The sequence below is a fragment of the Sphingomonas sp. PP-CE-3G-477 genome (assembly GCF_003050745.1).
Taxonomy (GTDB): Bacteria; Pseudomonadota; Alphaproteobacteria; order Sphingomonadales; family Sphingomonadaceae; genus Sphingomonas.
In genome coordinates, this window is the sequence record NZ_QAOF01000005.1 from 94,921 (window position 1) to 115,101 (window position 20,181).

Below are 20,181 nucleotides of genomic sequence, written 5' to 3' on the forward strand. Positions count from 1 at the left end.
GAACGTCCGGTACTGGGTCACGGAGGCGCGGCAGCTGGCGACCAACTCACGCCGTTCCTCAGCAAAGGGGTAAATGGCGGCTTCTCTCAAAACCTGCCACTCACCCTACGCGAACACGATGTTCGGCTTCGCGACCCCTCCAAGCCATCCCCCTGTTGAGTGAGAGGCGATTGACCTGCCATGTCGGAAAACACCCGTTTGTCGTGCATCCAGGATGGCGACAGGGTTTTCCGCCGTAATCGATGCCTTCAGGGACAAAGGCGTCGTCCCGGCACGGTCTGCTGAACAACAGCTACTGCCAGATCCGGCCGCTCGTGGGCGATGTCCCGTCCTACTATGGCGCAAATCTGGTGGAGTGCGGTCAGACAGGTTTCAGCAAGGAGATGGCGATCGCGGGCGGTCCCACAAAGGATGGCGTTTTGAGAATGCCGATGCGTACCTACCGCCGCTGCAACCCGATCACGTCCAACAGCGCATCCGCGGCTTTCGTGCGATAGCGTTCCTTATGCCGCAGCCCGAAGAAGGGGCGAGGAGCGAATGTGATCGGTGCGACGTGCAACAGACCTGCCTTGATGGCCGGGTCGACCACCAGCGCCGACAGGACAGCAACGTCCACCCCAGCCTCCACGGCCGTTCGGACGCTTTCATTAGACGGCATCGTCAGCGCCACGTCGAGGGCAGCCGGATCGACCCCCAAGCCGCGCAACTCGCTATTCAACGTCGATCGCGTGCCTGATCCAGGCTCCCGTTGCACCCAGCGCGCTCGTCGCAGCCATGTCGCGTCGATGTCGATGTCGGCGAAAGGTTGTGCTCCGACGAGCAACAGCTGGTCTTCGCCGATCGGCCAATGCGCCAACGCTGGATCTTCGATCTCGCCCTCGACAATACCCAGATCGGCCTTGCCGTCATTGACGTGTACCGCGGCCTGCCCGGTGTTGCCGATCGACAGTTCGATACTGATCGCCGGATAGCGCTCATGGAAAGTTGAAAGGATGGGCGGCAACCAGCAGACGGCGATGGTCTGGCTGGCGACGAGGCGCAGCGTGCCCCGCTTCAGTCCGCCAAGCTCCTCCAGCACCGTCTCGGCCGCGTCGGCCCGCGCAAGAACTCCGCGAGCCTCGGTCAGGAACAGCCGTCCGGCCTCTGTCAGAGCGATGCCGCGCCCGACGCGGTGGAAGAGCTTGGTTGCGTGTCGCTCCTCAAGCGAGGCGATGGCTGCGGAAGCCTCTGACTGCGTGACGTTTAAGGCCGCGCCGCGACGGTCATATGCTTGCGCTCGGCCACGCCGACGAAGATGCGCAGTTGCTCCAGTGTCACACCGCACCTGATATAGAAACCGATCACGATTGACGATCGGAATGACAACAAGGCTAAGTTGGAGCGATCGGTAGGCAGGGTTTAGATCGTGCGACGGAAGGAACACCGCCGTGGCCAGTTTTGCCTATCCCGATCGTATATTCCCGACCGTCCAGACTAGCAGATTGCCCGCGCTGCTGCCCGGCGTCGGCCTCTGCCTCGCCGTCACCGGCTCGGCCTACGCGCTGGAGGTGGGCGAGCGCGCACTGGCCGGCAAGGCGTGGCTGGAGGCGCTGGTGCTCGCCATCCTGATCGGCACCGCCGTGCGCAGCCTGTGGACCCCGGATGAAAGGTGGCACGAAGGCATCGCATTCAGCGCCAAATACTTACTGGAGGTGGCGGTCGTCCTGCTCGGTGCTTCGGTCAGTGCCGCGACCATCTTGGCGGCCGGGCTGCCGCTCCTCGCCGGTATCGCCGGCGTGGTCGTGAGCGCAATCCTGCTCAGCTTTGGGATCGGCCGATTGCTCGGCTTGCCAACGCGGATGGCGCTGCTGGTGGCTTGCGGCAATTCAATCTGCGGCAACTCCGCCATCGCGGCCGTGGCACCGGTAATCGGCGCCGACAGCGACGACGTAGCTGCCTCGATCGCGTTCACGGCGGTACTGGGTGTGGTGGTAGTGCTTGGCCTGCCACTGCTCGCGATTGCGCTCGGCATGGGCGGGCTCGCCTTCGGGGCGCTCGCCGGGCTCACTGTCTATGCCGTGCCGCAGGTGATCGCAGCCGCCTCGCCGTTGGGCGCCACCGCCGTGCAGATGGGTACGCTCGTCAAGCTGGTGCGCGTGCTGATGCTCGGGCCGGTGTGCCTTGTTCTGTCGCTGGTGGCGCCTCGTCTCGCGCCGCAGTCGGTTCCCGAAGGCGAGTTCGTCGCCGGTGCGCCTACGGCCAAGCGGATGGACCTCGCCCACCTCGTGCCCTGGTTCATCATCGGCTTCCTCGCACTGGTCGCCTGCCGCTCGCTAGGTCTGGTGCCGACCGTCGCCATCGCGCCGATCGGCCGGAGCGCCACGCTGCTGACCGTCGTTTCCATGGCGGCGCTCGGGCTCGGCGTGGACGTCCGCACCGTCGCCAAGGCCGGGGGCCGCGTGACCATGGCCGTCGTGTTGTCGTTGCTCGGCTTGGCCGCGATCAGCCTGACGCTGCTGGCCGCGCTGCACATCGCATGATCGGGCAAGATAGTGAGGATGAGGCCGAGGCCAAACCGATTGTCAGGCGTTACAATAGCATGAGCGAGCTGATGATAGAGCGGAACCCCGAGCCCTACAACGCCGAGCCGGTGCCCGGCGCCTTGATCGAGCGGTTTTTGACGCCACAGAACCTGTTCTATGTGCGCAGCCATGGGCCCGTGCCGGACCTGCCGGCCGATCACCGGATTGAGGTGGGCGGGATCAGTGTGGGCGAGTGCTCCATCTCGATTGCGGAGTTGAAGGCGCGCTTTCCGGTCCGGACTGTCACGGCTGTGCTTCAATGCGCCGGCAACCGCCGGACCGATCTCCAACAGGTGGGCAAGACTTCAGGCGATCCATGGGACATAGGCGCGATCGGCAATGCCGAGTGGACGGGCGTGCGGCTCGCAGACCTGTTGGATGCAGTTGGAGCATCGGACGCGTCCAACCTGTTCGTCTGCTTCACCGGCGCTGACGAGGTGGATGTGGAAGGCGAGGTGGCACCGTTCGGCGTCTCGATCGCTATGACCAAGGCGCGGGCGCCCGACGTGCTGCTCGCCTGGGCGATGAACGGCGAACCGCTGGCACCCGAGCACGGTGCGCCGTTGCGTCTGGTCGTGCCAGGCTATGCTGGCGTGCGTAGCGCCAAGTGGCTGACCCGGATCGAGGTCAAGGACACGCCCTCCGAGGCGCCGATCCAGGCGCACGATTACAAGCTTTTTCCGGCCGACGTGACCAGCGAGACGGCGGACTGGACGCAAGGGCTGACGATCAACGCCATGCCGCTCAACGCCGCGATCTGCTCGCCTGGTTCGGGCGAGAGCCTGCCCGCGGGCAAGGTCCGGATCGAGGGCTATGCCGTCGCCTATGAGCGCGGCGTGTCGCGGGTAGAGGTGTCGCTGAACGGCGGTCGAGACTGGCGGCAGGTCGATTTCTCCGACGATCCGGACGGGCAGTGGAGCTGGCAGCGCTGGTCGCTAGATGCGGAACTGCCCAAGGGGCGCCAGCACCTTGTGGTGCGCGCGTTCGACGATGCGGGCCAGGGTCAGCCCGAACTACCCGATACGATGTGGAACTTCGCCGGATACCTCTGCACGGCCTGGCACCACGTCCACGTGCTGGTCGAGTGAATCCGCCGCCTTTGTCGGTCGATCTCGCCTTCTGGGTCGACGCGATCGGCAGGATGATCGTGGCGACGGCGGCCGGCATGACGCTCGGCTGGGAACGGTCACGCGAGAACCGACAGATCATGGGTCTGCGGACGCTAGGGCTGGTCGGGCTCGCGAGTTGCATCGCCGTCCAGGCGATCGTCCACAGCGGCTTGCCGAACGTGAACGCCGATGCAGCAGGTCGGGTGATGCAGGGCATCCTATCCGGCGTCGGCTTCATCGGCGCGGGCGCGGTCCTGCGCGTCGGCAGCGGGCAGGAGGTGCATGGGCTGGCAACGGCGGCGTGCATCTGGGTGTCAGCGACGCTCGGAGCGGCAGCGGGATTGGCGGTGTGGCCACTGCTTGTGGGCGGTCTGCTGCTGGCGATGCTCGTGCTGTTCGTCGGCGCACCGCTCGAACGCCGTATCCGCGAACGCGCCCGGCAGACCCCGGCCGAAGCGGACCGGCGGGACGCCGAGCAGAAACCCTGAATAATCCTTGGCGCGAAACGGTGTACCAGTAGTTTTGCAGACGGAGGACTTCATGAGCGATATCGACAAGAAGAAGCCCACCACGCAAGAATCGGCCGAGATTCTGGAGCTGGAGGAGTCGGTCCGCGCCAAACACAAGGCGAAGGTTGACAACGTCAAGGAAGATGATCGCTTCTGAGCCGGTTGGCGCCGCTAAGCCGGGCTGAAGGAGCGAACGAGAGCGAGGCCGCCGAACAGCGCGAGCACGCCCAGCCCAACCGATCCGACAACATAAAGGGCAGCTTGCCCGACTTCGGCTCTCTCCTAATGCAAGGCCGCTTCCAGCGAGAAGGTCGAGAAGGTCGTGACGCCGTCCAGCCCGCCGGTGGTGAGGAACAATCGCCATCCCGGGCTCGATCCGCTTCGCAACAAGAACCAGCCCCCCAGCAGACTCATAAGGAATGAGCCGAGCACGTTGATGATGGGCGTTCCGATCGACAGGTCGGGGCCGAACAGGCGCAGGCTGAGGCCGTTCAGCCCATACCGCAGCATGCCGTCGGAACCAGCCCCGGCGAACACAATCAGGTATGGCCCCATGCCTCAGCCAACCAGCTCGGCCGTATCCGCATCTTCCTGGCGCAAGCCCGCCGGGCTGACCGTCCAATGCTCCAGGTGCTTGTAGACGATGACCTTGTTCGCAAGCAGGTCGCCATGCGCCCGGCAGAAGCCTTCGAGCTGCTCGCGCTGGCCGATCAGTTCGACACACATGGTGAGGTGTGGATCGGCGATCTCGGCGCCGTTCTCATGCACCGGGCCGTGGTTGCTGTAGCCGTAGTGGGTATAGTGGGCGACAGCGTTCATGATTCCGTCCGCCTTGGCCTGCGCGACGAGCGTTCGGTCGAGCGGCTTGGCAGCCCAGCGTGAGCGCGTGCCCGGCTTTACCGCCTTATCGGCTAGCTTCATGTAGATGCGGACCAGCCGATCTCGGTCTGCGACACGTGGTGGGCGTCGGACATGGATAAGCCTTCCGTGAGGTAAGGAGCGAACAGGTCTGAAAGGTCGGACACGGGACGGAGCGCGCGCGCATCGCGCAGCGTCAGGTCCGGCGGCAGGGTGCTGCCCGCCCGCTTCGGCACCGCCACCCGTTGCGACAGGTAGATGCCGTTATGCCCGGAGCAGGCGTAAGCGACGAAACAGGCGACCGCGACCGGCACTGCGGTCTCGGCGCCGAACAGCTCGACGCCCATGATCGTGCAGGCGAGCGGCGTATTGGCCGCGCCCGCGAACACCGCCACGAAACCGAGCGCGGCAAGGAGGTCGACGGGGACACCGATCGGGCCGGCGAGCGCATGACCCAGCACCGCGCCGATGAAGAACAGCGGCGTGACCTCGCCGCCCTTGGGCGGCGGCTCTTCGCCTGCTCCGCCGGCCACAGCAATCGGATGGCTGCGAGCAACAGTATCGGTCCGTCAGTTATCCTGCCGTTTCGGGCCTGTCATCCGGCAACCATACAGTTTCATTTCTACATCGGATTGACGTTGCCGCACCGCGGCGACATATAGCGGCCGAAGGCGATGGATTTCCGCCTGGCTATGTTGGCCGAACCGCCCTCGCAAGGGCCGATGATTCCTACCGGGCGCCGCAAGGCAGCAAGGAGGAATTGTGCGCGCGACGTTTCGCAATCTCTATAACGAATTAAATTTGGCCGCTTTTTTTCGCGATCGCCATGACCATGCCCTGTCGGTGTTGCGCTGGACGCTGATCCTCGTGCCGATGGCGGCGCTGGTGGGAACACTCTGCGCGGCTTTCCTCTGGAGCCTCGACGCCGCGACACAGGCGCGGTTCGACTATCCCTGGCTGCTTTACCTCCTGCCCTTAGGCGGAGCGGCGGTCGCGTTGCTCTATCACCTGACCGGCCGTTCGGTCGAAGCGGGCAATAATCTCATCGTCGAGCAGATACACGAGCCCGGAGGCGGCGTTCCGCTGCGCATGGCACCGTTGGTCTTCATCGGCACGATCGCCACTCATCTCTTTGGCGGTTCCGCAGGGCGTGAGGGCACTGCGGTCCAGCTCGGCGGCAGTCTCGCCAGCGCCGTTGCCGGCCTCTTCCGGCTCGATCCTGCCAGCGTCCGCATTCTGCTTATGGCAGGTGTCGCAGCCGGCTTCGGTGCGGTCTTCGGGACCCCGCTCGCCGGGGCGGTGTTCGCACTCGAGGTGCTGGCCGTCGGACGTATCGAATACGGCGGCATCATCCCCTGTCTGCTAGCCGCGCTGGTCGGCGACTGGGCATGTCACGCCTGGGGCATCCATCATACGCCTTACCACATCACCTATGTGGCCTCCGCGAGCGGTGCCTTGTTCGTCGAGCCGGTGTTGCTCTTCAAGGCGGCAATAGCCGGCGTAGCGTTTGGTCTCGCCGGACTTGTGTTTGCAGAAGCCAACCACGCCTTCGGCGGAGTTTTGAAGCGCCATATCCCTTACGGCCCTGCGCGTGCGGCGCTGGGCGGGGTGCTGGTCATCGCGCTGGTCTGGATCGTTGGTACACGCGCTTATCTCGGCCTAGGCGTATGGTCGGCCATTCCCGGTGATCCCACGATCGCCGGCTTTTTCACCGGCCCTGCCGATCGGTGGAGCTGGGCGCTCAAGATGCTGTTCACGGTCGTGACGCTTAGCGCCGGCTTCAAGGGCGGCGAGGTGACCCCACTATTTTTCATCGGCGCAGCGCTCGGTAATGCGCTCGGTTGGCTGCTTGGCGCACCGCTCGATCTGTTCGCGGGACTAGGCTTCATTGCGGTGTTCGCTGGCGCGGCCAATACGCCGCTCGCCTGCACGATCATGGGGATCGAGCTGTTCGGAGCGGCCCACGCCGTCCCAATCGCAGTCGCTTGTTTCATCGCCTACATCTGCTCGGGCCATAACGGCATCTACCTGTCGCAGCGGATCGCGGTGCCAAAGCGCGCGTCTCGCGCGCATACCGGGGCTGCGACCCTGCGCGATGCTCGTGCGTCACGGCGCGGCCCCCGTCCATCCCCGACCCCCGTCATCACCAAGGAGCATGACTGATGTCTCAACAGCATAAGGTGACGCCGAGCGAGATCGGTATGATCCGCATCTATCTAAAGCCATCCGACAAGATCGCGACCGGATCGCGCAGCTTCTGGTCGCGCAAGCCGCTCTACCGTGAGCTTGTCGCGCAAGCGAAGCGCGACGGCATCATGAACGCGGTCGCTCACAACACGCACTACGGCTACAGCAATCACGGCCCGGTGCGCGAAAATGGTTCCGAAATCGCCGATCCGCACCTGACCATGTGTGTCGAGTTGATCGGGCAGCGCCACGAACTGGAACGCTTCTGCGAAGCACATGGCGAGATCCTTGGTGGCAAGGTTATCGTCTACAAGCATCTCGAACACTGGAGCATTGGCTCTGCCGGTATCCGTCACGAAGATGCCGCGCCCGCGATCCTCGCGGCAGAGCCGGAGTGAGCGCGAGGATGAGAAGCACCGCTTCAGCGTCCTGGCTCGTCTGGGCATTGGGCTCCGCCGGCTTCGCCGCGATGACCGCGATTTTCGCGAAGATCGGCGTCGAAGGGATCGACTCCGATTTGGCCACGCTCTTTCGGACGCTGGTGATAGTTGCCGTGCTGACCATCCTTCTTGCGGTCACGGGCAAATTTCAGCCACTCGATGCGATCAGTCCGCGAAGCTGGCTGTTCCTTGCCCTTTCGGGCCTTGCGACGGGTGCCTCCTGGATTTGCTACTTCCGCGCCTTGAAGATCGGCGATGCCGCCCGCGTCGCACCGATCGATAAGCTGAGCGTCGTCCTCGTCGCGGTGCTCGGCGTGGCGTTTCTCGGTGAGCATCTTTCCACCCGCGGCTGGCTTGGGATCGTCCTGATCGGTGCGGGAGCCGTGCTCGTCGCCCTTGCCTGAACCTCGAAACCGGAACCCAACGATGCGCCTCCTTGCGACACTCTCTGCGACCCTGGTCCTCACGGTCTCGCCCACGGTTCAGGCGCGCACGCCAAAGCGCCACCCGGCGCCCCACAATGTCATTCTTGTCGTGATCGACGGCCTGCGAGGCAAGATCGTCACATCCCAGAGCGCGCCGACGCTCGCGCAATTGCGGGACACCGGCACCTATTTTTCCAACAGCCACTCGGTCTTCCCGACGTTCACCACCGCCAATGCGTCGGCGCTCGCAACCGGTCACCAGCTCGGCGACACCGGAGACTTCAGCAACACGATATGGACTCGTGCGCCGATTGCTGCAGCTGCCGGCAGCGTGACGCCCTTCCTCGAGAACGATGCTGTTCTGGGCGAGGTCGACGAGCATTTCGGGGGCAATTACCTCAACGAGACCACCGTTCTCGAAGCGGCGCGGCAAGCAGGGTACGGCACGGCCGCGATCGGCAAGCTCGGTCCCGCATTGATCCAGGACCATCGTGCACGCGACGGAGCCACCACACTCATCATCGACGATTCAACCGGGCGTCCCGGCGGGATTCCGCTGTCTGCCGACGTTGCCGCTCGCCTCACGCAGGCAGGGCTTGCGCTGCAAGCACCGGACCGCGGCAGTAACGGACGGTCCGGGGATGCCCGAATCCCCGGAACGACGAGTGCCAACCGCGTGCAGCAGGACTATCTCATCGACGTCGCGACCCGGGTCGCTTTGCCGGTCTTCCGAAAGCAGCACCGGCCGTTCGCCATGGTGTTCTGGTCGCGCGATCCCGATGGCACGCAGCACAATCAGGGCGACAGCCTCAATCAGCTGACGCCGGGCATCAACGGTCCCACGACCTTCGCCGCGATCCGCAATGCCGACTATGATCTAGCGAAGCTGCGCGCAGCACTCGATCGCTTGGGTCTTGCGAAGACGACCGACATCATCGTCACGTCGGATCACGGCTTCTCTACGATCTCCAAAGAAAGCCGGACCAGCTCCGCAGCACGCGGGCGCTATGTCGATGTTCCCGAAGGTTTCCTACCGCCCGGCTTCCTTGCGCTTGATCTGGCGTCCGCCTTGAACATGCCCGTATTCGATCCAGAAGCGGGCAACACGCGGGTCGCGGACGGCAAGCATCCGAGCCGCGGCAACGCGGTGCTCGGTGCCGATGCGACGAGACCTGACGTAGTGGTGGCGGCAAATGGCGGGTCCGACCTCCTCTATCTACCGACCCGCGATCCTGCCCTAGCGGCACGGGTCGTTTCCGCACTGCTGGATCAGGACTATGTCAGCGGTATCTTCGTCGATGACCGCCTGGGAGCAATCGCCGGAACACTGCCGCTTTCCGCGATCAATTTGAAGGGCGAGGCACTCCCGCCGGTGCCGTCGATCGTCGTCAACTTCCGATCCGCCAACACCGGGTGTGCGATTGCGACAAACTGCCAGATCGAAGTCTCCGATACGACCCTCCAGCAGGGGCAGGGCATGCACGGCAGCTTCGGCCGCGGTGACACATTGAACTTTACCGCAGCGACCGGCCCGGACTTCAAGCGCGGCTTTGTCGATCCAGCACCGGTCAGCAATGTCGACGTGGGCCGCACCATGATGGCATTGCTGAATCTCCTCCCCACCCCGCGCGGCCATCTGACCGGCCGGGTACTGCGCGAGGCGATGCCGGGTGGAACGGTGCCGCGCTACGAGGGTCGCGAAGAGCGCTCGCAGCCTGCTGCCAACGGCCTCGCGACCGTCCTGCAATATCAGCAGCTGGGCGGCATCCGCTATCTCGATGCCGGCGGCTTCCCCGATCGGACGCTCGGTATAGGAACAGCATCCGTCCCATCGGGTGAAAAGGCGATGCGGCGATGAACCGGCTCCCACAGATTTGGCTCGTCCGTCACGGTGAAACCGCTTGGAGCGTTTCGCGGCAGCATACGGGACGGACTGACATCTCGCTGACCGAGGCAGGAGAAGCCGCGGCGAAACGAATAGCCGAACGTCTGCCAAGCTTGGACTTTACCGCCGTCTGGTCGAGCCCTTCGATACGGGCGCGCCGGACCGGGGAATTGACCGGTTTCGCGACCCGCCTGGTGCCTGCCGACGATCTCGCGGAATGGGATTACGCCGCCTACGAGGGACGAACCAGGAAGGAGATCCTCGCCGACCGCCCGGACTGGAACCTGTTCCGCGACGGCTGCCCGCAAGGAGAGACTCCGGAGGCGGTCGCAGCCCGAGCCGATCGCGTCATCGCATCGCTGCGTGGGCGCAACGCCGATGTCCTGATCTTCTCGAGCGCTCATATTCTCCGCGTGCTGACAGCGCGCTGGCTCGGCTTACCCGTCGGGGCCGCTGCCTATTTCCTGCTCGATACGGCCAGCATCAGCGTCCTCGGGTACGAACATGATGGCGACGAGCCGGTCATTCGGTCGTGGAACCAGTCATGATGCGCCTTGTGACGCGGTACTTCGCGTATCCAAATGAGGGTGCCTGGATGGGATGGGCGGGGAAGAGCCATCCTGCGCCGTCGCAAGGGTTCAAACGATCCGGTGCCCAGCATTCCGGAAACTTCACACACGCCTTCACCCCCGCCCGGGAGACGATGCCATGAGACTGCTTGCCGTGATTGTCGGTGCCGACAGCGCTGCCGCCTGCCTCGATGCGGCGGTTCTCGCCGCCAGATCTCTTGGCGAGTCATCGATCGAGGCCCTCAATGTTGTCGTCGATCCCGAGCAGATCGCGGTTGCGAGCGAGGAGATCGACTTTCAACGCCTACGCGCGCGCGACGAGGGGACAGCCCAAGAGCGCGCGGATGCGGCGCGGGCCGCCTTCGTTGCCTGGACCGCAGCTACCAGCGATGACACACCCGAGGTCGCCTGGCGCTCGATCGTCGGCACCGAAGAAGCGACGGTCAAACAGGAGGCGGCAAATGTCGATGCGCTGATCGTCATCGCGCGCGAGCAGACGATGGACGGCGGCGACGCCCTGCACGCCGCAATTTTTTCGACCGACAAGCCCGTCCTCATCGTCCCGGCTGGGTGGAGAGCCGGCGCGCGAACCGGCTTCGAGCACATGGCCGTCGGGCTCAGCGACAGTGACACGGCGTGCCACGCCATTGAGGAGGCAGCCCCGTGGCTTCGTGTCGCCAAGCGTGTCACGGCAATCCGCATCGGTGAAGAAACCGATCCGGCGCTGGGCTTGGAAGCCTTGCTCGACGAAATCTGTGTTCGTCACGAATTGCATGTGGTGCCGCGCTCCAGCGAGAATCTGGGTGCCCAGCTCGTCGCCGAAGCGAAAGCGATCGGCGCCGAGCTTCTCGTGACCGGCGCCTATCGGCACAACCAGATCATCGAGTGGTTCATGGGCGGCACGACGCGCCACATCCTCGCCGCTGCCGATATACCCCTGCTGATGGCGCACTGAGGGGTGACGATGCTCCCGCACGCGCGTCTGGTCCTCGTTCGACACGGCGAAAGCGAAGCCAACGCAGCCAACCGATTTACTGGTTCTGCGGATCCGGCGCTAACGCCTCTGGGGCACCGTCAGGCCGAGGCGATCGCACACCGCCTGATCGCGCAAGGCATTCGGCCTGCACGGATTTTCCGCTCTACCCTTCGGCGTTGCGCGGACACGACGGCTATCGTCACTGCCGTGATGGGGGCACCAGATGTCCCTATCACGGTAGACCGGTCGCTCAACGAGCGCGATTACGGTGCGCTCACTGGTCTCAACAAGACCGAGGCGTCGGATCGCTACGGTAAAGATCAGGTCCGCCAATGGCGACGCTCCTATGCGGCTGCCCCGCCACACGGCGAGAGCCTGCGCGACACCGTCGCGCGCGTGCTCGCCTATTACGTTCGGACGATGCTGCCTGCCGTGATGAGTGGCGGCACGACACTCGTCGTCTCCCACGGCAACGCGTTGCGGGCGCTGGTTATGGCGCTCGACGGCCTTGATGCCGCCCGGGTCGAGACCCTCGATATCCCGACCGGAGGCGCGATCCTCTACGATTTCAGTTACACGACCGCGATCATCGGTCGCGCTATCCTTCAGTGACAAGGACTCCGACCATGCCGGCCAGCAGCCACATCACCAGCCTCCGTGCCCTCGAGATCCTCGACTCCCGAGGCTATCCGACTTTGTCCGTCACCGTGACCTTGGACAACGGCATCACAGCATCGGCATCGGTGCCGTCGGGTGCGTCGACAGGCGCACATGAGGCCGTCGAGCTCCGCGACAACAACCCCGATCGTTTCGCCGGAAAGGGTGTTCGGCAAGCCCTGCAGAACGTCGAAGGCGAGATCGGCAGCGCGATCATCGGAATGGATGTCTGCGCGCAGCCGGACATCGACCGGGTGATGATCGAACGCGATGCCACGCCGAACAAGGCGCGGCTTGGCGGCAATGCGATTCTGGGTGTTTCGATGGCGGTCGCGCGCGCCGCATCATCGGTGCTCGCGCAGCCGCTTTACGAGACGCTCGCCGGTACGACCGACTACCTCCTTCCGATGCCGTGCATGAACGTCCTGAATGGTGGCAAGCATGCCGATAGCAGCCTCGACTTTCAGGAATTCATGATCGTTCCGGTGGGAGCCTCCAGCTTCGCCGAAGCGATGCGCTATGGTGCGGAAACCTATGCCGCATTGCGCGACCTCCTCCATGGTCGCGGCCTCAAGACGGCAGTCGGCGACGAAGGCGGATTTGCCCCGAACCTCAAAAGCAACGAGGCCGCCTGCGAGTTGATCGTCGATGCGATCGAAGCCGCGGGTTATCGACCGGGTACAGACATCGCCATCGCGCTCGATCCAGCCGCATCGTCCTTATCGGATGGGGAGCAATACGATCTTGCGCGGTCGGGAACGGGCCTGCTCGACCGCGCAGGCTTGCTCGCGCTCTACGGGCGCTGGATCGATGCGTATCCGATCGTTTCGATCGAGGACGGGTTCGGTGAGGAGGACTGGCAAGGGTTCATCGACCAGACCGTAAGCCAGGGTAGCCGGATCCAGATCGTCGGCGACGATCTCCTGGTCACCAATCCCCGGATCATCCGGGAAGGCATCGCTCGAAAAGCTGCCAACGCAGCCCTCATCAAACCCAATCAGATCGGCACCGTCACGGAGACGATCGAGGCGGTTCGCATCTGCCACGCTGCGGGATGGGGAACGATGGTGTCGCACCGGTCGGGCGAGACCACGGACGCCTTTATCGCCGATCTCGCGGTTGCGGTCGGCGCCGGGCAAATCAAATCCGGCGCACCCTGCCGGGGTGAGCGTTTGGCCAAATACAACCGACTGATCGAGATCGAAGCCGAGCTCGGCGCCAAAGCACGTTTCACCAATCCCTTCGTGTCGCGACCGAAGCCCCGGACGTGACGGATCTACCCTCGCTGATCGCTCCGATCGTCCTCGGCATCGTCGAGGGATCGACCGAGTTCATCCCGGTTTCCTCTACCGGCCATCTCATTTTGACCGAACGACTGATCGGCTACGAAGGGCGGCAAGCCGGGATCAGCGATGTCGTCATTCAGGTCGGGGCGATCCTCGCGATCTGCTGGTTGTACCGCGCGCGGCTCTGGTCGGTCGTCTCCGGCTTGTCGTCCGATGCCGACGCCCGCCGCTTCTCGAGAAACGTGCTGGTCGCCTTCCTTCCCTCGGTCGTGGTCGGCGCGTTGGCGCATGATTTCATCAAGCGCCTTTCGGTGCACCGTTTCCAATTGTTGGTCGCCGCTCTCCTCTCGGTGACGGCAGTTCAGATGATAGTGACGGGGTGAACGATGCCGATCTGGCTTGGCTTTCTGGTCGTGTTCCTGGGCTCGGGCGTGGGCGGCATGCTGCGTCACGGCGTCGGCATCGTGGCACTACGTCTTATGGGGCCAACCTTCCCTTGGGGAACCTTGGCCATCAACGTGGTCGGCTCGGCGCTGATGGGCATGATGATCGGCCTGTTTGCCGCCAAGAGCATCGAAAATGCGGAGTTGCGCCTGTTCGTGACGACGGGACTTATCGGCGGATTTACGACCTGGTCGACCTTCTCGCTCGATGCCGTGACATTATGGGAGCGCGGCGAGACCGGCGCCGCGATCGGCTATGTGCTGGCAAGTCTTGTTCTCTCGGTCGTCGTTCTGGCGATTGCTCTCGTTATCACCCGACGGTGGGGATGATTTCGGAACGATCGGCGCGCGGGCCGCATTGGATTCAGAGTTTCCATGGACCTTTAATCGGACGTCTTTTCCATGCTCAAATATCTCGCTGCCGGCGCGCTGGCACTCGTCATCGCTTCCCCCGCCCTCGCTGACGACGATCGGGTGACCCCGCGCCAGCGGGCCTCGACGCTTACCGCCTTGAAGCGGATCGGCTGCACTGCGCCACGCTCGATCGAGCGCGACGATGGTGGCTTCGAGGTCGACGACGCACGCTGCCGTGGCGGCCGCTATGACATCAAGCTAAACCGCAACTTCAAGGTCGTTTCCCGCGAAAAGCAGGACCGCGACGACGACTGATCCGACGCCTGCGCGTCTCCTCGCATCTAATAGCGAGCCTTTGGCGTTGATGCTTTAAAGGAGACGCATATGGCCGAGACGGACAAGGATGAGCCGACCACGCAGGAAACCGCGGAGATGGTCGAAGTTGGCGAAATGGTCGCCTCGGAGAAGCGTAAAGACGACCGATCGTCTCCAGAAGCGCCGGGGCTAGGGGACAACATCGAACGTCGCGAAGACTGATCACGTAGTCGGTTTCGACGGTCGACGACTAACAGCCCAGCAAGCCATTGGCTGGTATTGCACAGTAGCCGCTCTGATCTTCCATCGCGTCGGGGCGAGGTCAAACACCTCGAGGGGGTGCCGTGGTCGCGATAGTCGACAAGTCTGTCGTCAGGTCGATCCCTACGCGAACTTCCCTGCGCTCGGAATAGCGGTCGACGAGTTGTGCCGCGTGCGGGCGCAGCAGCACCGTGAACCGCACCAGTTCCTCCATTACGTCTACGATGCGGTCATAATAGCTCGACGGCTTCATGCGATCGTCCTCGCCGAATTCGGCGAACGCCTTGGCGACGCTCGACTGGTTCGGTATCGTCACCATTCGCATCCAGCGGCCGAGCACGCGCAGCGTGTTGACGCTGTTGAACGACTGCGAACCCGCCGATACCTGCATGACTGCCAGCGTGCGTCCCTGCGTCGGTCGCATCCCGCCCATCGAGAGCGGCAGATGATCGATTTGGAGCTTCATGATGCCGGTGATCTGGCCGTGCCGTTCAGGGCTGCACCACACCTGACCTTCCGACCACAACGACAGTTCACGCAGCTCGTGGACGGCCGGATGGTCGTCGCCGACGACCTGATCGGGCAACGGCAGCGCCGAGGGATCGTAAATGCGCGTTTCGCATCCGAAGAATTGCAGTAGTCGCGCCGCTTCCTCGACACACAGCCGCGAGAATGACCGCTCGCGCAAGGAACCGTAGAGCAGAAGGATTCGTGGCGGCGGAGCACCCGCGCCGAGGCCATGAGCAGGTCGTTCGATCGCATAGCTTCGATCGAGCGCGGGCAGATGGTCGGGGTCGGAGAGCGTTCGAACAGGCATCAGGCGGTTCGTGGTCCCAAGAGGATGATACAGGTGCCGATCAGACAGAGCGCCGCGCCGCTCACATCCCAGCGATCGGGCCGCACGCCTTCGACGGTCCAGAGCCAAGCAAGCGATGCACAGATGTAAATGCCGCCGTAAGCGGCATACGCTCGTCCCGCGGCATCGCTGTCCACGCGGGTGAGGAGCCATGCGAACAGGATCAATGAGACGACGCCCGGAGCAAGCCACAAGGGTGACTTCGCCATGCGAAGCCAGGCCCAGAAGGCAAAGCATCCGCCAATTTCAGCAAGCGCCGCGCCGATGTAGATCAGGGCTGTCATCCGATCGTGATCCTCAATGCCAAGGCGGCAAGCGTGACCAGCAATACCGGCACAGTCAGCGTGATACCGACACGGAAATAATAGCCCCATCCGATCCGAACACCTTTCTGGCCGAGGACGTGGAGCCATAACAGCGTTGCGAGCGAGCCGATCGGCGTCAGCTTGGGGCCAAGATCGCAGCCGATGACATTGGCGTAGATCATTGCTTCTTGCACGGCGCCAGTGGCATGGGTCGCGTCGATCGACAGCGCGCCCACCAGTACGGTCGGCATGTTGTTCATCACGGACGACAGGATGGCCGCGATCACGCCTGTCCCGAACGCCGCCCCCCACACGCCGCCCTGAGCGGTGCGATCGAGCAGCGCGGCGAGATGGTCGGTCAGGCCCGCGTTTCGCAGCCCGTAGACGACCAGGTACATGCCGAGAGAGAAGATCACGACCTGCCACGGTGCGCCGCGCAGCACCTTGCCGGTCTGGATCACATGGCCCCGTCCCGCAATTACCAGCAGCAGGATCGCGCCGGCAGCGGCAACGGCGCTGACCGGCACGCCGATCGGTTCGAGCAGGAAGAAGCCAGCGAGCAGCAGCGCGAGGACGATCCAGCCGGCACGGAAGGTCGCGGGGTCTCGGATGACATCGCGCGGCGCGCGGAGCGCCCCCACGTCATAGTCTTCTGGGAGGTCGCGCCGGAAGAACAGCAGCAGCACGCCCAGCGTGGCGGCGATCGACACCAGATCGACCGGGACCATCACGGACGCATATGTGCCGAACCCGATCTTGAAGAAGTCGGCTGACACGATGTTGACGAGGTTCGAGACCACCAGCGGCAGGCTGGCCGTGTCGGCGATGAACCCGGCCGCCATGACGAACGCCAGCGTCGCCTTGTCCTTGAACCCCAGCGCGCGCAGCATGGCGATGACGATCGGCGTGAGGATCAGCGCCGCACCATCATTGGCGAACAACGCCGACACCGCCGCGCCGAGCAGCACGATCAGGACGAAGAGTCGGCGCCCATGTCCCCTGCCCCAGCGCGCAACGTGGAGCGCCGCCCATTCGAAGGATCCAGCTTCATCGAGCAACAGGCTTATGACAATGATCGCGACGAATGCAGCCGTCGCGTTCCAGACGATGCCCCAAACGACCGGGACGTCGGACAGCGTGACGACGCCCGCGAGCAGCGCCAAGACGGCCCCGGCGATCGCGCTCCACCCGATTCCGAGCCCCTTGGGTTGCCAGATGACGAGCACGATCGTGACGACGAAGATCAGGACGGCAAGAAGCATCAGGCGATGCGCTGGCCCGAGGCGTTTACCACCTGTTGTCCGTCTTCCTTCGCGAACGCGCCGCGCTGATCGCCCGGCAGCAGATCAAGCACGGCTTCGGACGGCCGGCAGAGCTTCACGCCGAGCGGTGAGACGACTATCGGCCGGTTGATGAGGATCGGGTGCGTCATCATCGTATCCACCAGCGCGTCGTCGGACAGCGATGTGTCGCCCAGGCCGAGCTCCGCATAGGGCGTACCCTTTTCGCGTAGCAGCTCGCGGGGCGTTATGCCGGCGCGGTCGATCAGCTCGACCAGCAGCGCGCGCGAGGGCGGGGTTTTCAGATATTCGACCACGTGCGGTTCGATGCCGGCATTGCGGATCAGGCCTAGCGTGTTGCGCGACGTGCCGCACACGGGGTTGTGATAGATCACGATATCGACGGCCACGGGCGTCCTTTCAGCAGCATGGGGTGAGTTCGGCGATCAGCGGGGCGCACAGCTCCGCGTTGCCGGCGCAGCAATCCTTGACGAGAAAGAGCGTTAGCGCGCGCAGGCCGTCGAGATCGGCACGATAGATGATCGAGCGGCTATGACGTTCGGATCGCACCAGCCCGCCACGGGCGAGGATGCCGAGGTGTGCGGACATCGTGTTTTGCGGTACGTCGAGCTGACGGGCGATTTCGCCGGCAGCCAAGCCATGCGGTTCGTGCCGCACCAACAGGCGGAACACGTCGAGGCGTGTTCCTTGTGCGAGCGCGCCGAGCGCTGAAATTGCCGTGTTGTTTTCCATATATCCAGGATAGCAGCTATATGGTTTCGGTCCAGACGTTGATAGCACCAAGTAGGCAGGCAGTCGGCACCCTACGCTCTTTTCCGAAGTCCCCAACGAGTGGGGCGGGACCCCGCGGGCACGGCTCTATCGGCCCGCTGGGCGTGCCGACCGAGCCATCGTGCCGGCGTCTCGGCCCTGCCGGTGACGATTCTCGCGTAAGGTGTGCCACATGGCACACCTGCGAACGCGCAGGGCGCGAGCAGTGTTTCGATTGGCGTCGACGCCCTCCCCCGGAGGCCACGCCGCACAGCACTTCGCGCGCAGAACCGCGTGTCGTGAGTTGATGGGCTTAGCCTGATCCCCCCGATACGTCGGGCGCAGCCTTCGGATCGGGGTCTTGCGCCTTGCCCTTCGCGGCACCCGGCTGCTTTGCGCTCATGGCGGTCAGATAAGCGACGATCGCCGGCACGTCAGCCTGTGCAACGGGAGCCTTGTAGACCTCGCGCATCTTGGTGACCTCCGCGGTCCACTGGTCGGAAGAGAGTGGCGGCTGGTTCAGCGCCATGCTCGCCGAATGACACGAGGTGCAGTTGGCGTTGATGACGTCCGCATGCGGACCAGCCGGATATTGCCCTTCGTCGGTCGGGAGATCGACCGAGGTGGACGCCAGCGAGAAGCCGCGCGCCGAAACGCTTGGCGGCGGTGGTGCGGCCGGGGCGGCAGGCGGCGGGGCTATGCGGCTGTTCGGGGCACCGATCGCAAGTAGCAGAACGACGGTCGCGCCGACGAACCCAAACGACAGCGTGCCGATGGAAGGCGTTTTCATGGGGGAGCGCTCCTCAGCCGACGACGATGTTGGTGGTTTCAATGTTGCCGCGCATGAACCCGCCCGGGTTCCAGATCGGCGTCATCGGCTGCGCGATGCCGGCGGTGTTCCAGCAGCGCGACATCAGCCTGGTCGGGCCCGCATGCGTGAGCGGCACCTGCGCGTCCCAGCGGCGGAAACTGTATTTGCCGTGATCGGGGCCGAGCGTCGTCTTGTACCAGGTCTTGCCGTTGTCGGTCGACACATCGACCTTGGCGACGCCGCAATCGCCCCCCATCGCAATGCCGCCCAGCGGGATCGACCGGTCGAACGCGATCGCCTGCCCTTCGTCGAGGCTCGTGACCCAACTGCGCGGGATCATCTTGTTGATCGGAACGGCCGGGAAATCCTTCTGGCCCGGCCGCACGTTCGCGCCGGGCGTGTCAGGGATTTTGTACGCCTTGGCCATCCAGTAACCGTCGTCGGGCGCGGCGAGCACCTCGATGTCGTTCAGCATCTTGACCCAATAGGTCGAATACCAGCCGGGTACGATCAGCCGGACCGGGAAGCCGTTGAGGAGCGGCATCTGTTCGCCGTTCATCCCGAAGGCGAGCATCACTTCGCCGTCGCGTGCGTGGTCGATCGACAGCGACTTGGCGAAATCCGGTCCACCCGCGACCACCGGCTGGTCGAGCGCACCGAACCGCACTGCAACCGCGCCCGGCTTCACGCCGGCGATGTCGAGCACGTCGCGCAGGCGCACGCCGAGCCATTTGGCGTTGCCCATGGCCCCGTGACGCCACTGCGCACCGGCAACGGGCGGCTGGAACAGCGCACGCGAATTGCCCGAGCATTGGTTGATCGCCGCCAGCTCGACGCGTGGCAACTTCAGCAGTTGCGCGAGCGAGATTGACAGCGGCCGCGTGACCGCGCCGTGCACCTTGATCCGGAACGCCTCGACATCGATCGCGGTGGGGATGTCAGCCCAGTGCCAGCGGACGAAGAACTGGTCGTTTGGCGTGAAGACGTCACCATTGAACACGCTCATCGGCGTTTCCAGCAAAGGCGGGTGGATACGCTGGAGGATCATGTTGCCCTTGCCAGGGAACGCACTGGTCATCGGTCGTTCCGACGGACCGCCAGGCAGGTGCAGATCGACAATGCTCTGCGCCAGCGCGGGTGCGGCGATCAACGCGCCGCTGCCGATCGCAGCCTCTGCGAGAAAGCGACGGCGGTTCGTCGCCTGCGCCAGTTTCATATCCAGGCTGTCCACCAGCATTCTCCCTTCGATGTCATGCTCTTATGCGCGATCCGTCCGACGGTCTGCCCGGTACGGGTCGATCGGATGCGCCGGTTCGATCCGGC

Annotated in this window: 25 protein-coding genes, 2 pseudogenes and 1 riboswitch; of the genes and pseudogenes, 16 read left to right on the forward strand and 11 right to left on the reverse strand. The window is 64.3% G+C overall.

Translation table 11 applies throughout. The features are described from left to right. Nucleotides 1–439 precede the first annotated feature (439 nt). A pseudogene (locus C8J45_RS11695) lies at nucleotides 440–1,317 on the reverse strand (LysR substrate-binding domain-containing protein). Nucleotides 1,318–1,427: 110 nt separating this feature from the next. On the opposite strand from C8J45_RS11695, the gene C8J45_RS11700 reads away from it, so the two are divergent. From C8J45_RS11700 to C8J45_RS19610, 4 genes are read left to right on the forward strand one after another with little or no spacing between them, the layout of a single operon-like run. After that, complete coding sequence (locus tag C8J45_RS11700; protein WP_181321202.1) at nucleotides 1,428–2,519, forward strand: YeiH family protein; 1,092 nt, start codon at nucleotides 1,428–1,430, stop codon at nucleotides 2,517–2,519. Nucleotides 2,520–2,578: 59 nt separating this feature from the next. Then, nucleotides 2,579–3,649, forward strand: a complete 1,071-nt coding sequence (locus C8J45_RS11705; RefSeq protein ID WP_031440360.1) for a sulfite oxidase — start codon at nucleotides 2,579–2,581, stop codon at nucleotides 3,647–3,649. Next, the gene (locus C8J45_RS11710) at nucleotides 3,646–4,158 is read left to right on the forward strand and encodes an MgtC/SapB family protein (RefSeq protein ID WP_107963382.1); all 513 of its coding nucleotides are present in this window, start codon (nucleotides 3,646–3,648) and stop codon (nucleotides 4,156–4,158) included. Before C8J45_RS11705 ends, C8J45_RS11710 begins: the two co-directional genes overlap by 4 nt. 52 nt (nucleotides 4,159–4,210) lie before the next feature. Then, the gene (locus tag C8J45_RS19610) at nucleotides 4,211–4,336 is read left to right on the forward strand and encodes a hypothetical protein (RefSeq protein WP_258191424.1); all 126 of its coding nucleotides are present in this window, start codon (nucleotides 4,211–4,213) and stop codon (nucleotides 4,334–4,336) included. A 125-nt stretch (nucleotides 4,337–4,461) separates the two neighbouring features. Here C8J45_RS19610 and C8J45_RS11715 read toward each other — a convergent pair whose 3' ends face one another. From C8J45_RS11715 to C8J45_RS11725, 3 genes and pseudogenes are all read right to left on the reverse strand, one after another. Further along, entirely contained in the window at nucleotides 4,462–4,734 is a 273-nt protein-coding gene (locus tag C8J45_RS11715; RefSeq protein WP_201780755.1) for a CrcB family protein, read from the reverse strand. A 3-nt stretch (nucleotides 4,735–4,737) separates the two neighbouring features. Continuing rightward, nucleotides 4,738–5,100 (reverse strand): DUF190 domain-containing protein, encoded by a 363-nt coding sequence (locus C8J45_RS11720; RefSeq protein ID WP_082471096.1) that lies wholly within the window; start codon nucleotides 5,098–5,100, stop codon nucleotides 4,738–4,740. Between the two features lie 104 nt (nucleotides 5,101–5,204). Continuing rightward, a pseudogene (locus C8J45_RS11725) lies at nucleotides 5,205–5,537 on the reverse strand (chloride channel protein); the annotation flags it as partial. 161 nt (nucleotides 5,538–5,698) lie between these two features. Further along, a riboswitch (Fluoride riboswitch) is annotated at nucleotides 5,699–5,776 on the forward strand. Between the two features lie 23 nt (nucleotides 5,777–5,799). Here C8J45_RS11725 and C8J45_RS11730 point away from each other — a divergent pair. From C8J45_RS11730 to C8J45_RS19255, 12 genes are all read left to right on the forward strand, one after another. Beyond that, nucleotides 5,800–7,200: a voltage-gated chloride channel family protein gene (locus C8J45_RS11730; protein WP_056056360.1), complete on the forward strand. Its 1,401-nt coding sequence runs from the start codon at nucleotides 5,800–5,802 to the stop codon at nucleotides 7,198–7,200. Further along, nucleotides 7,200–7,622, forward strand: a complete 423-nt coding sequence (locus C8J45_RS11735; RefSeq protein ID WP_056056363.1) for a DUF190 domain-containing protein — start codon at nucleotides 7,200–7,202, stop codon at nucleotides 7,620–7,622. The genes C8J45_RS11730 and C8J45_RS11735 overlap by 1 nt, the downstream gene beginning before the upstream one ends. Nucleotides 7,623–7,630: 8 nt before the next feature. Next, complete coding sequence (locus C8J45_RS11740; RefSeq protein ID WP_056056364.1) at nucleotides 7,631–8,068, forward strand: EamA family transporter; 438 nt, start codon at nucleotides 7,631–7,633, stop codon at nucleotides 8,066–8,068. Between the two features lie 22 nt (nucleotides 8,069–8,090). Beyond that, nucleotides 8,091–9,947 (forward strand): alkaline phosphatase family protein, encoded by a 1,857-nt coding sequence (locus C8J45_RS11745; protein ID WP_107963383.1) that lies wholly within the window; start codon nucleotides 8,091–8,093, stop codon nucleotides 9,945–9,947. Continuing rightward, on the forward strand, nucleotides 9,944–10,522 hold the full coding sequence (locus C8J45_RS11750) for a histidine phosphatase family protein (protein WP_056056368.1): 579 nt from the start codon (nucleotides 9,944–9,946) through the stop codon (nucleotides 10,520–10,522). Before C8J45_RS11745 ends, C8J45_RS11750 begins: the two co-directional genes overlap by 4 nt. Nucleotides 10,523–10,682: 160 nt before the next feature. Then, the gene (locus tag C8J45_RS11755; RefSeq protein WP_107963384.1) at nucleotides 10,683–11,498 is read left to right on the forward strand and encodes a universal stress protein; all 816 of its coding nucleotides are present in this window, start codon (nucleotides 10,683–10,685) and stop codon (nucleotides 11,496–11,498) included. A gap of 9 nt (nucleotides 11,499–11,507) precedes the next feature. Further along, nucleotides 11,508–12,131, forward strand: coding sequence for a 2,3-bisphosphoglycerate-dependent phosphoglycerate mutase (locus C8J45_RS11760; protein ID WP_056056401.1), 624 nt, complete (start codon nucleotides 11,508–11,510; stop codon nucleotides 12,129–12,131). A 14-nt stretch (nucleotides 12,132–12,145) separates the two neighbouring features. Then, on the forward strand, nucleotides 12,146–13,447 hold the full coding sequence (gene eno, locus C8J45_RS11765; RefSeq protein WP_056056370.1) for a phosphopyruvate hydratase: 1,302 nt from the start codon (nucleotides 12,146–12,148) through the stop codon (nucleotides 13,445–13,447). Next, complete coding sequence (locus C8J45_RS11770; protein WP_056056372.1) at nucleotides 13,444–13,845, forward strand: undecaprenyl-diphosphate phosphatase; 402 nt, start codon at nucleotides 13,444–13,446, stop codon at nucleotides 13,843–13,845. The genes eno and C8J45_RS11770 overlap by 4 nt, the downstream gene beginning before the upstream one ends. A 3-nt stretch (nucleotides 13,846–13,848) precedes the next feature. Further along, nucleotides 13,849–14,235 (forward strand): fluoride efflux transporter CrcB, encoded by a 387-nt coding sequence (gene crcB, locus C8J45_RS11775; protein WP_056056373.1) that lies wholly within the window; start codon nucleotides 13,849–13,851, stop codon nucleotides 14,233–14,235. A gap of 72 nt (nucleotides 14,236–14,307) precedes the next feature. Beyond that, entirely contained in the window at nucleotides 14,308–14,574 is a 267-nt protein-coding gene (locus C8J45_RS11780) for a PepSY domain-containing protein (protein WP_056056375.1), read from the forward strand. A gap of 69 nt (nucleotides 14,575–14,643) precedes the next feature. Then, entirely contained in the window at nucleotides 14,644–14,796 is a 153-nt protein-coding gene (locus tag C8J45_RS19255) for a hypothetical protein (RefSeq protein WP_156364448.1), read from the forward strand. A gap of 100 nt (nucleotides 14,797–14,896) precedes the next feature. Here the strand turns inward: C8J45_RS19255 and arsH are convergent, their stop codons facing one another. The 7 genes from arsH to C8J45_RS11815 all read right to left on the reverse strand — a co-directional run bounded on the left by arsH (nucleotide 14,897) and on the right by C8J45_RS11815 (nucleotide 20,095). Further along, nucleotides 14,897–15,652, reverse strand: coding sequence for an arsenical resistance protein ArsH (gene arsH / locus C8J45_RS11785; RefSeq protein WP_107963385.1), 756 nt, complete (start codon nucleotides 15,650–15,652; stop codon nucleotides 14,897–14,899). Further along, on the reverse strand, nucleotides 15,652–15,975 hold the full coding sequence (locus C8J45_RS11790) for a YnfA family protein (RefSeq protein WP_056056378.1): 324 nt from the start codon (nucleotides 15,973–15,975) through the stop codon (nucleotides 15,652–15,654). Before C8J45_RS11790 ends, arsH begins: the two co-directional genes overlap by 1 nt. Further along, complete coding sequence (locus C8J45_RS11795; RefSeq protein WP_056056380.1) at nucleotides 15,972–17,258, reverse strand: arsenic transporter; 1,287 nt, start codon at nucleotides 17,256–17,258, stop codon at nucleotides 15,972–15,974. Before C8J45_RS11795 ends, C8J45_RS11790 begins: the two co-directional genes overlap by 4 nt. Next, nucleotides 17,258–17,686, reverse strand: a complete 429-nt coding sequence (arsC, locus tag C8J45_RS11800; protein WP_056056381.1) for an arsenate reductase (glutaredoxin) — start codon at nucleotides 17,684–17,686, stop codon at nucleotides 17,258–17,260. Before arsC ends, C8J45_RS11795 begins: the two co-directional genes overlap by 1 nt. Before the next feature lie 10 nt (nucleotides 17,687–17,696). Then, the gene (locus tag C8J45_RS11805) at nucleotides 17,697–18,029 is read right to left on the reverse strand and encodes a helix-turn-helix transcriptional regulator (protein WP_056056382.1); all 333 of its coding nucleotides are present in this window, start codon (nucleotides 18,027–18,029) and stop codon (nucleotides 17,697–17,699) included. Nucleotides 18,030–18,360: 331 nt separating this feature from the next. Then, complete coding sequence (locus tag C8J45_RS11810; RefSeq protein ID WP_031439129.1) at nucleotides 18,361–18,837, reverse strand: hypothetical protein; 477 nt, start codon at nucleotides 18,835–18,837, stop codon at nucleotides 18,361–18,363. Nucleotides 18,838–18,850: 13 nt separating this feature from the next. Further along, a complete protein-coding gene (locus C8J45_RS11815) occupies nucleotides 18,851–20,095 on the reverse strand; it encodes a molybdopterin-dependent oxidoreductase (protein ID WP_197983136.1) in 1,245 nt (414 codons plus the stop codon). Between the last annotated feature and the right edge of the window lie 86 nt (nucleotides 20,096–20,181).

Excerpts from the sequence above, each read along its gene's own strand:
- C8J45_RS11705 (WP_031440360.1), top strand. The coding sequence starts at position 2,579 with ATGAGCGAGCTGATGATAGAGCGGAACCCCGAGCCCTACAACGCCGAG.
- C8J45_RS19610 (WP_258191424.1), top strand. The coding sequence starts at position 4,211 with ATGAGCGATATCGACAAGAAGAAGCCCACCACGCAAGAATCGGCCGAG.
- C8J45_RS11715 (WP_201780755.1), bottom strand. The coding sequence starts at position 4,734 with ATGGGGCCATACCTGATTGTGTTCGCCGGGGCTGGTTCCGACGGCATG.
- C8J45_RS11720 (WP_082471096.1), bottom strand. The coding sequence starts at position 5,100 with ATGAAGCTAGCCGATAAGGCGGTAAAGCCGGGCACGCGCTCACGCTGG.
- C8J45_RS11735 (WP_056056363.1), top strand. The coding sequence starts at position 7,200 with ATGTCTCAACAGCATAAGGTGACGCCGAGCGAGATCGGTATGATCCGC.
- C8J45_RS11740 (WP_056056364.1), top strand. The coding sequence starts at position 7,631 with ATGAGAAGCACCGCTTCAGCGTCCTGGCTCGTCTGGGCATTGGGCTCC.
- C8J45_RS11745 (WP_107963383.1), top strand. The coding sequence starts at position 8,091 with ATGCGCCTCCTTGCGACACTCTCTGCGACCCTGGTCCTCACGGTCTCG.
- C8J45_RS11750 (WP_056056368.1), top strand. The coding sequence starts at position 9,944 with ATGAACCGGCTCCCACAGATTTGGCTCGTCCGTCACGGTGAAACCGCT.
- C8J45_RS11755 (WP_107963384.1), top strand. The coding sequence starts at position 10,683 with ATGAGACTGCTTGCCGTGATTGTCGGTGCCGACAGCGCTGCCGCCTGC.
- C8J45_RS11760 (WP_056056401.1), top strand. The coding sequence starts at position 11,508 with ATGCTCCCGCACGCGCGTCTGGTCCTCGTTCGACACGGCGAAAGCGAA.
- eno (WP_056056370.1), top strand. The coding sequence starts at position 12,146 with ATGCCGGCCAGCAGCCACATCACCAGCCTCCGTGCCCTCGAGATCCTC.
- crcB (WP_056056373.1), top strand. The coding sequence starts at position 13,849 with ATGCCGATCTGGCTTGGCTTTCTGGTCGTGTTCCTGGGCTCGGGCGTG.
- C8J45_RS11780 (WP_056056375.1), top strand. The coding sequence starts at position 14,308 with ATGCTCAAATATCTCGCTGCCGGCGCGCTGGCACTCGTCATCGCTTCC.
- C8J45_RS19255 (WP_156364448.1), top strand. The coding sequence starts at position 14,644 with ATGGCCGAGACGGACAAGGATGAGCCGACCACGCAGGAAACCGCGGAG.
- arsH (WP_107963385.1), bottom strand. The coding sequence starts at position 15,652 with ATGCCTGTTCGAACGCTCTCCGACCCCGACCATCTGCCCGCGCTCGAT.
- C8J45_RS11790 (WP_056056378.1), bottom strand. The coding sequence starts at position 15,975 with ATGACAGCCCTGATCTACATCGGCGCGGCGCTTGCTGAAATTGGCGGA.
- C8J45_RS11795 (WP_056056380.1), bottom strand. The coding sequence starts at position 17,258 with ATGCTTCTTGCCGTCCTGATCTTCGTCGTCACGATCGTGCTCGTCATC.
- C8J45_RS11805 (WP_056056382.1), bottom strand. The coding sequence starts at position 18,029 with ATGGAAAACAACACGGCAATTTCAGCGCTCGGCGCGCTCGCACAAGGA.
- C8J45_RS11810 (WP_031439129.1), bottom strand. The coding sequence starts at position 18,837 with ATGAAAACGCCTTCCATCGGCACGCTGTCGTTTGGGTTCGTCGGCGCG.
- C8J45_RS11815 (WP_197983136.1), bottom strand. The coding sequence starts at position 20,095 with ATGCTGGTGGACAGCCTGGATATGAAACTGGCGCAGGCGACGAACCGC.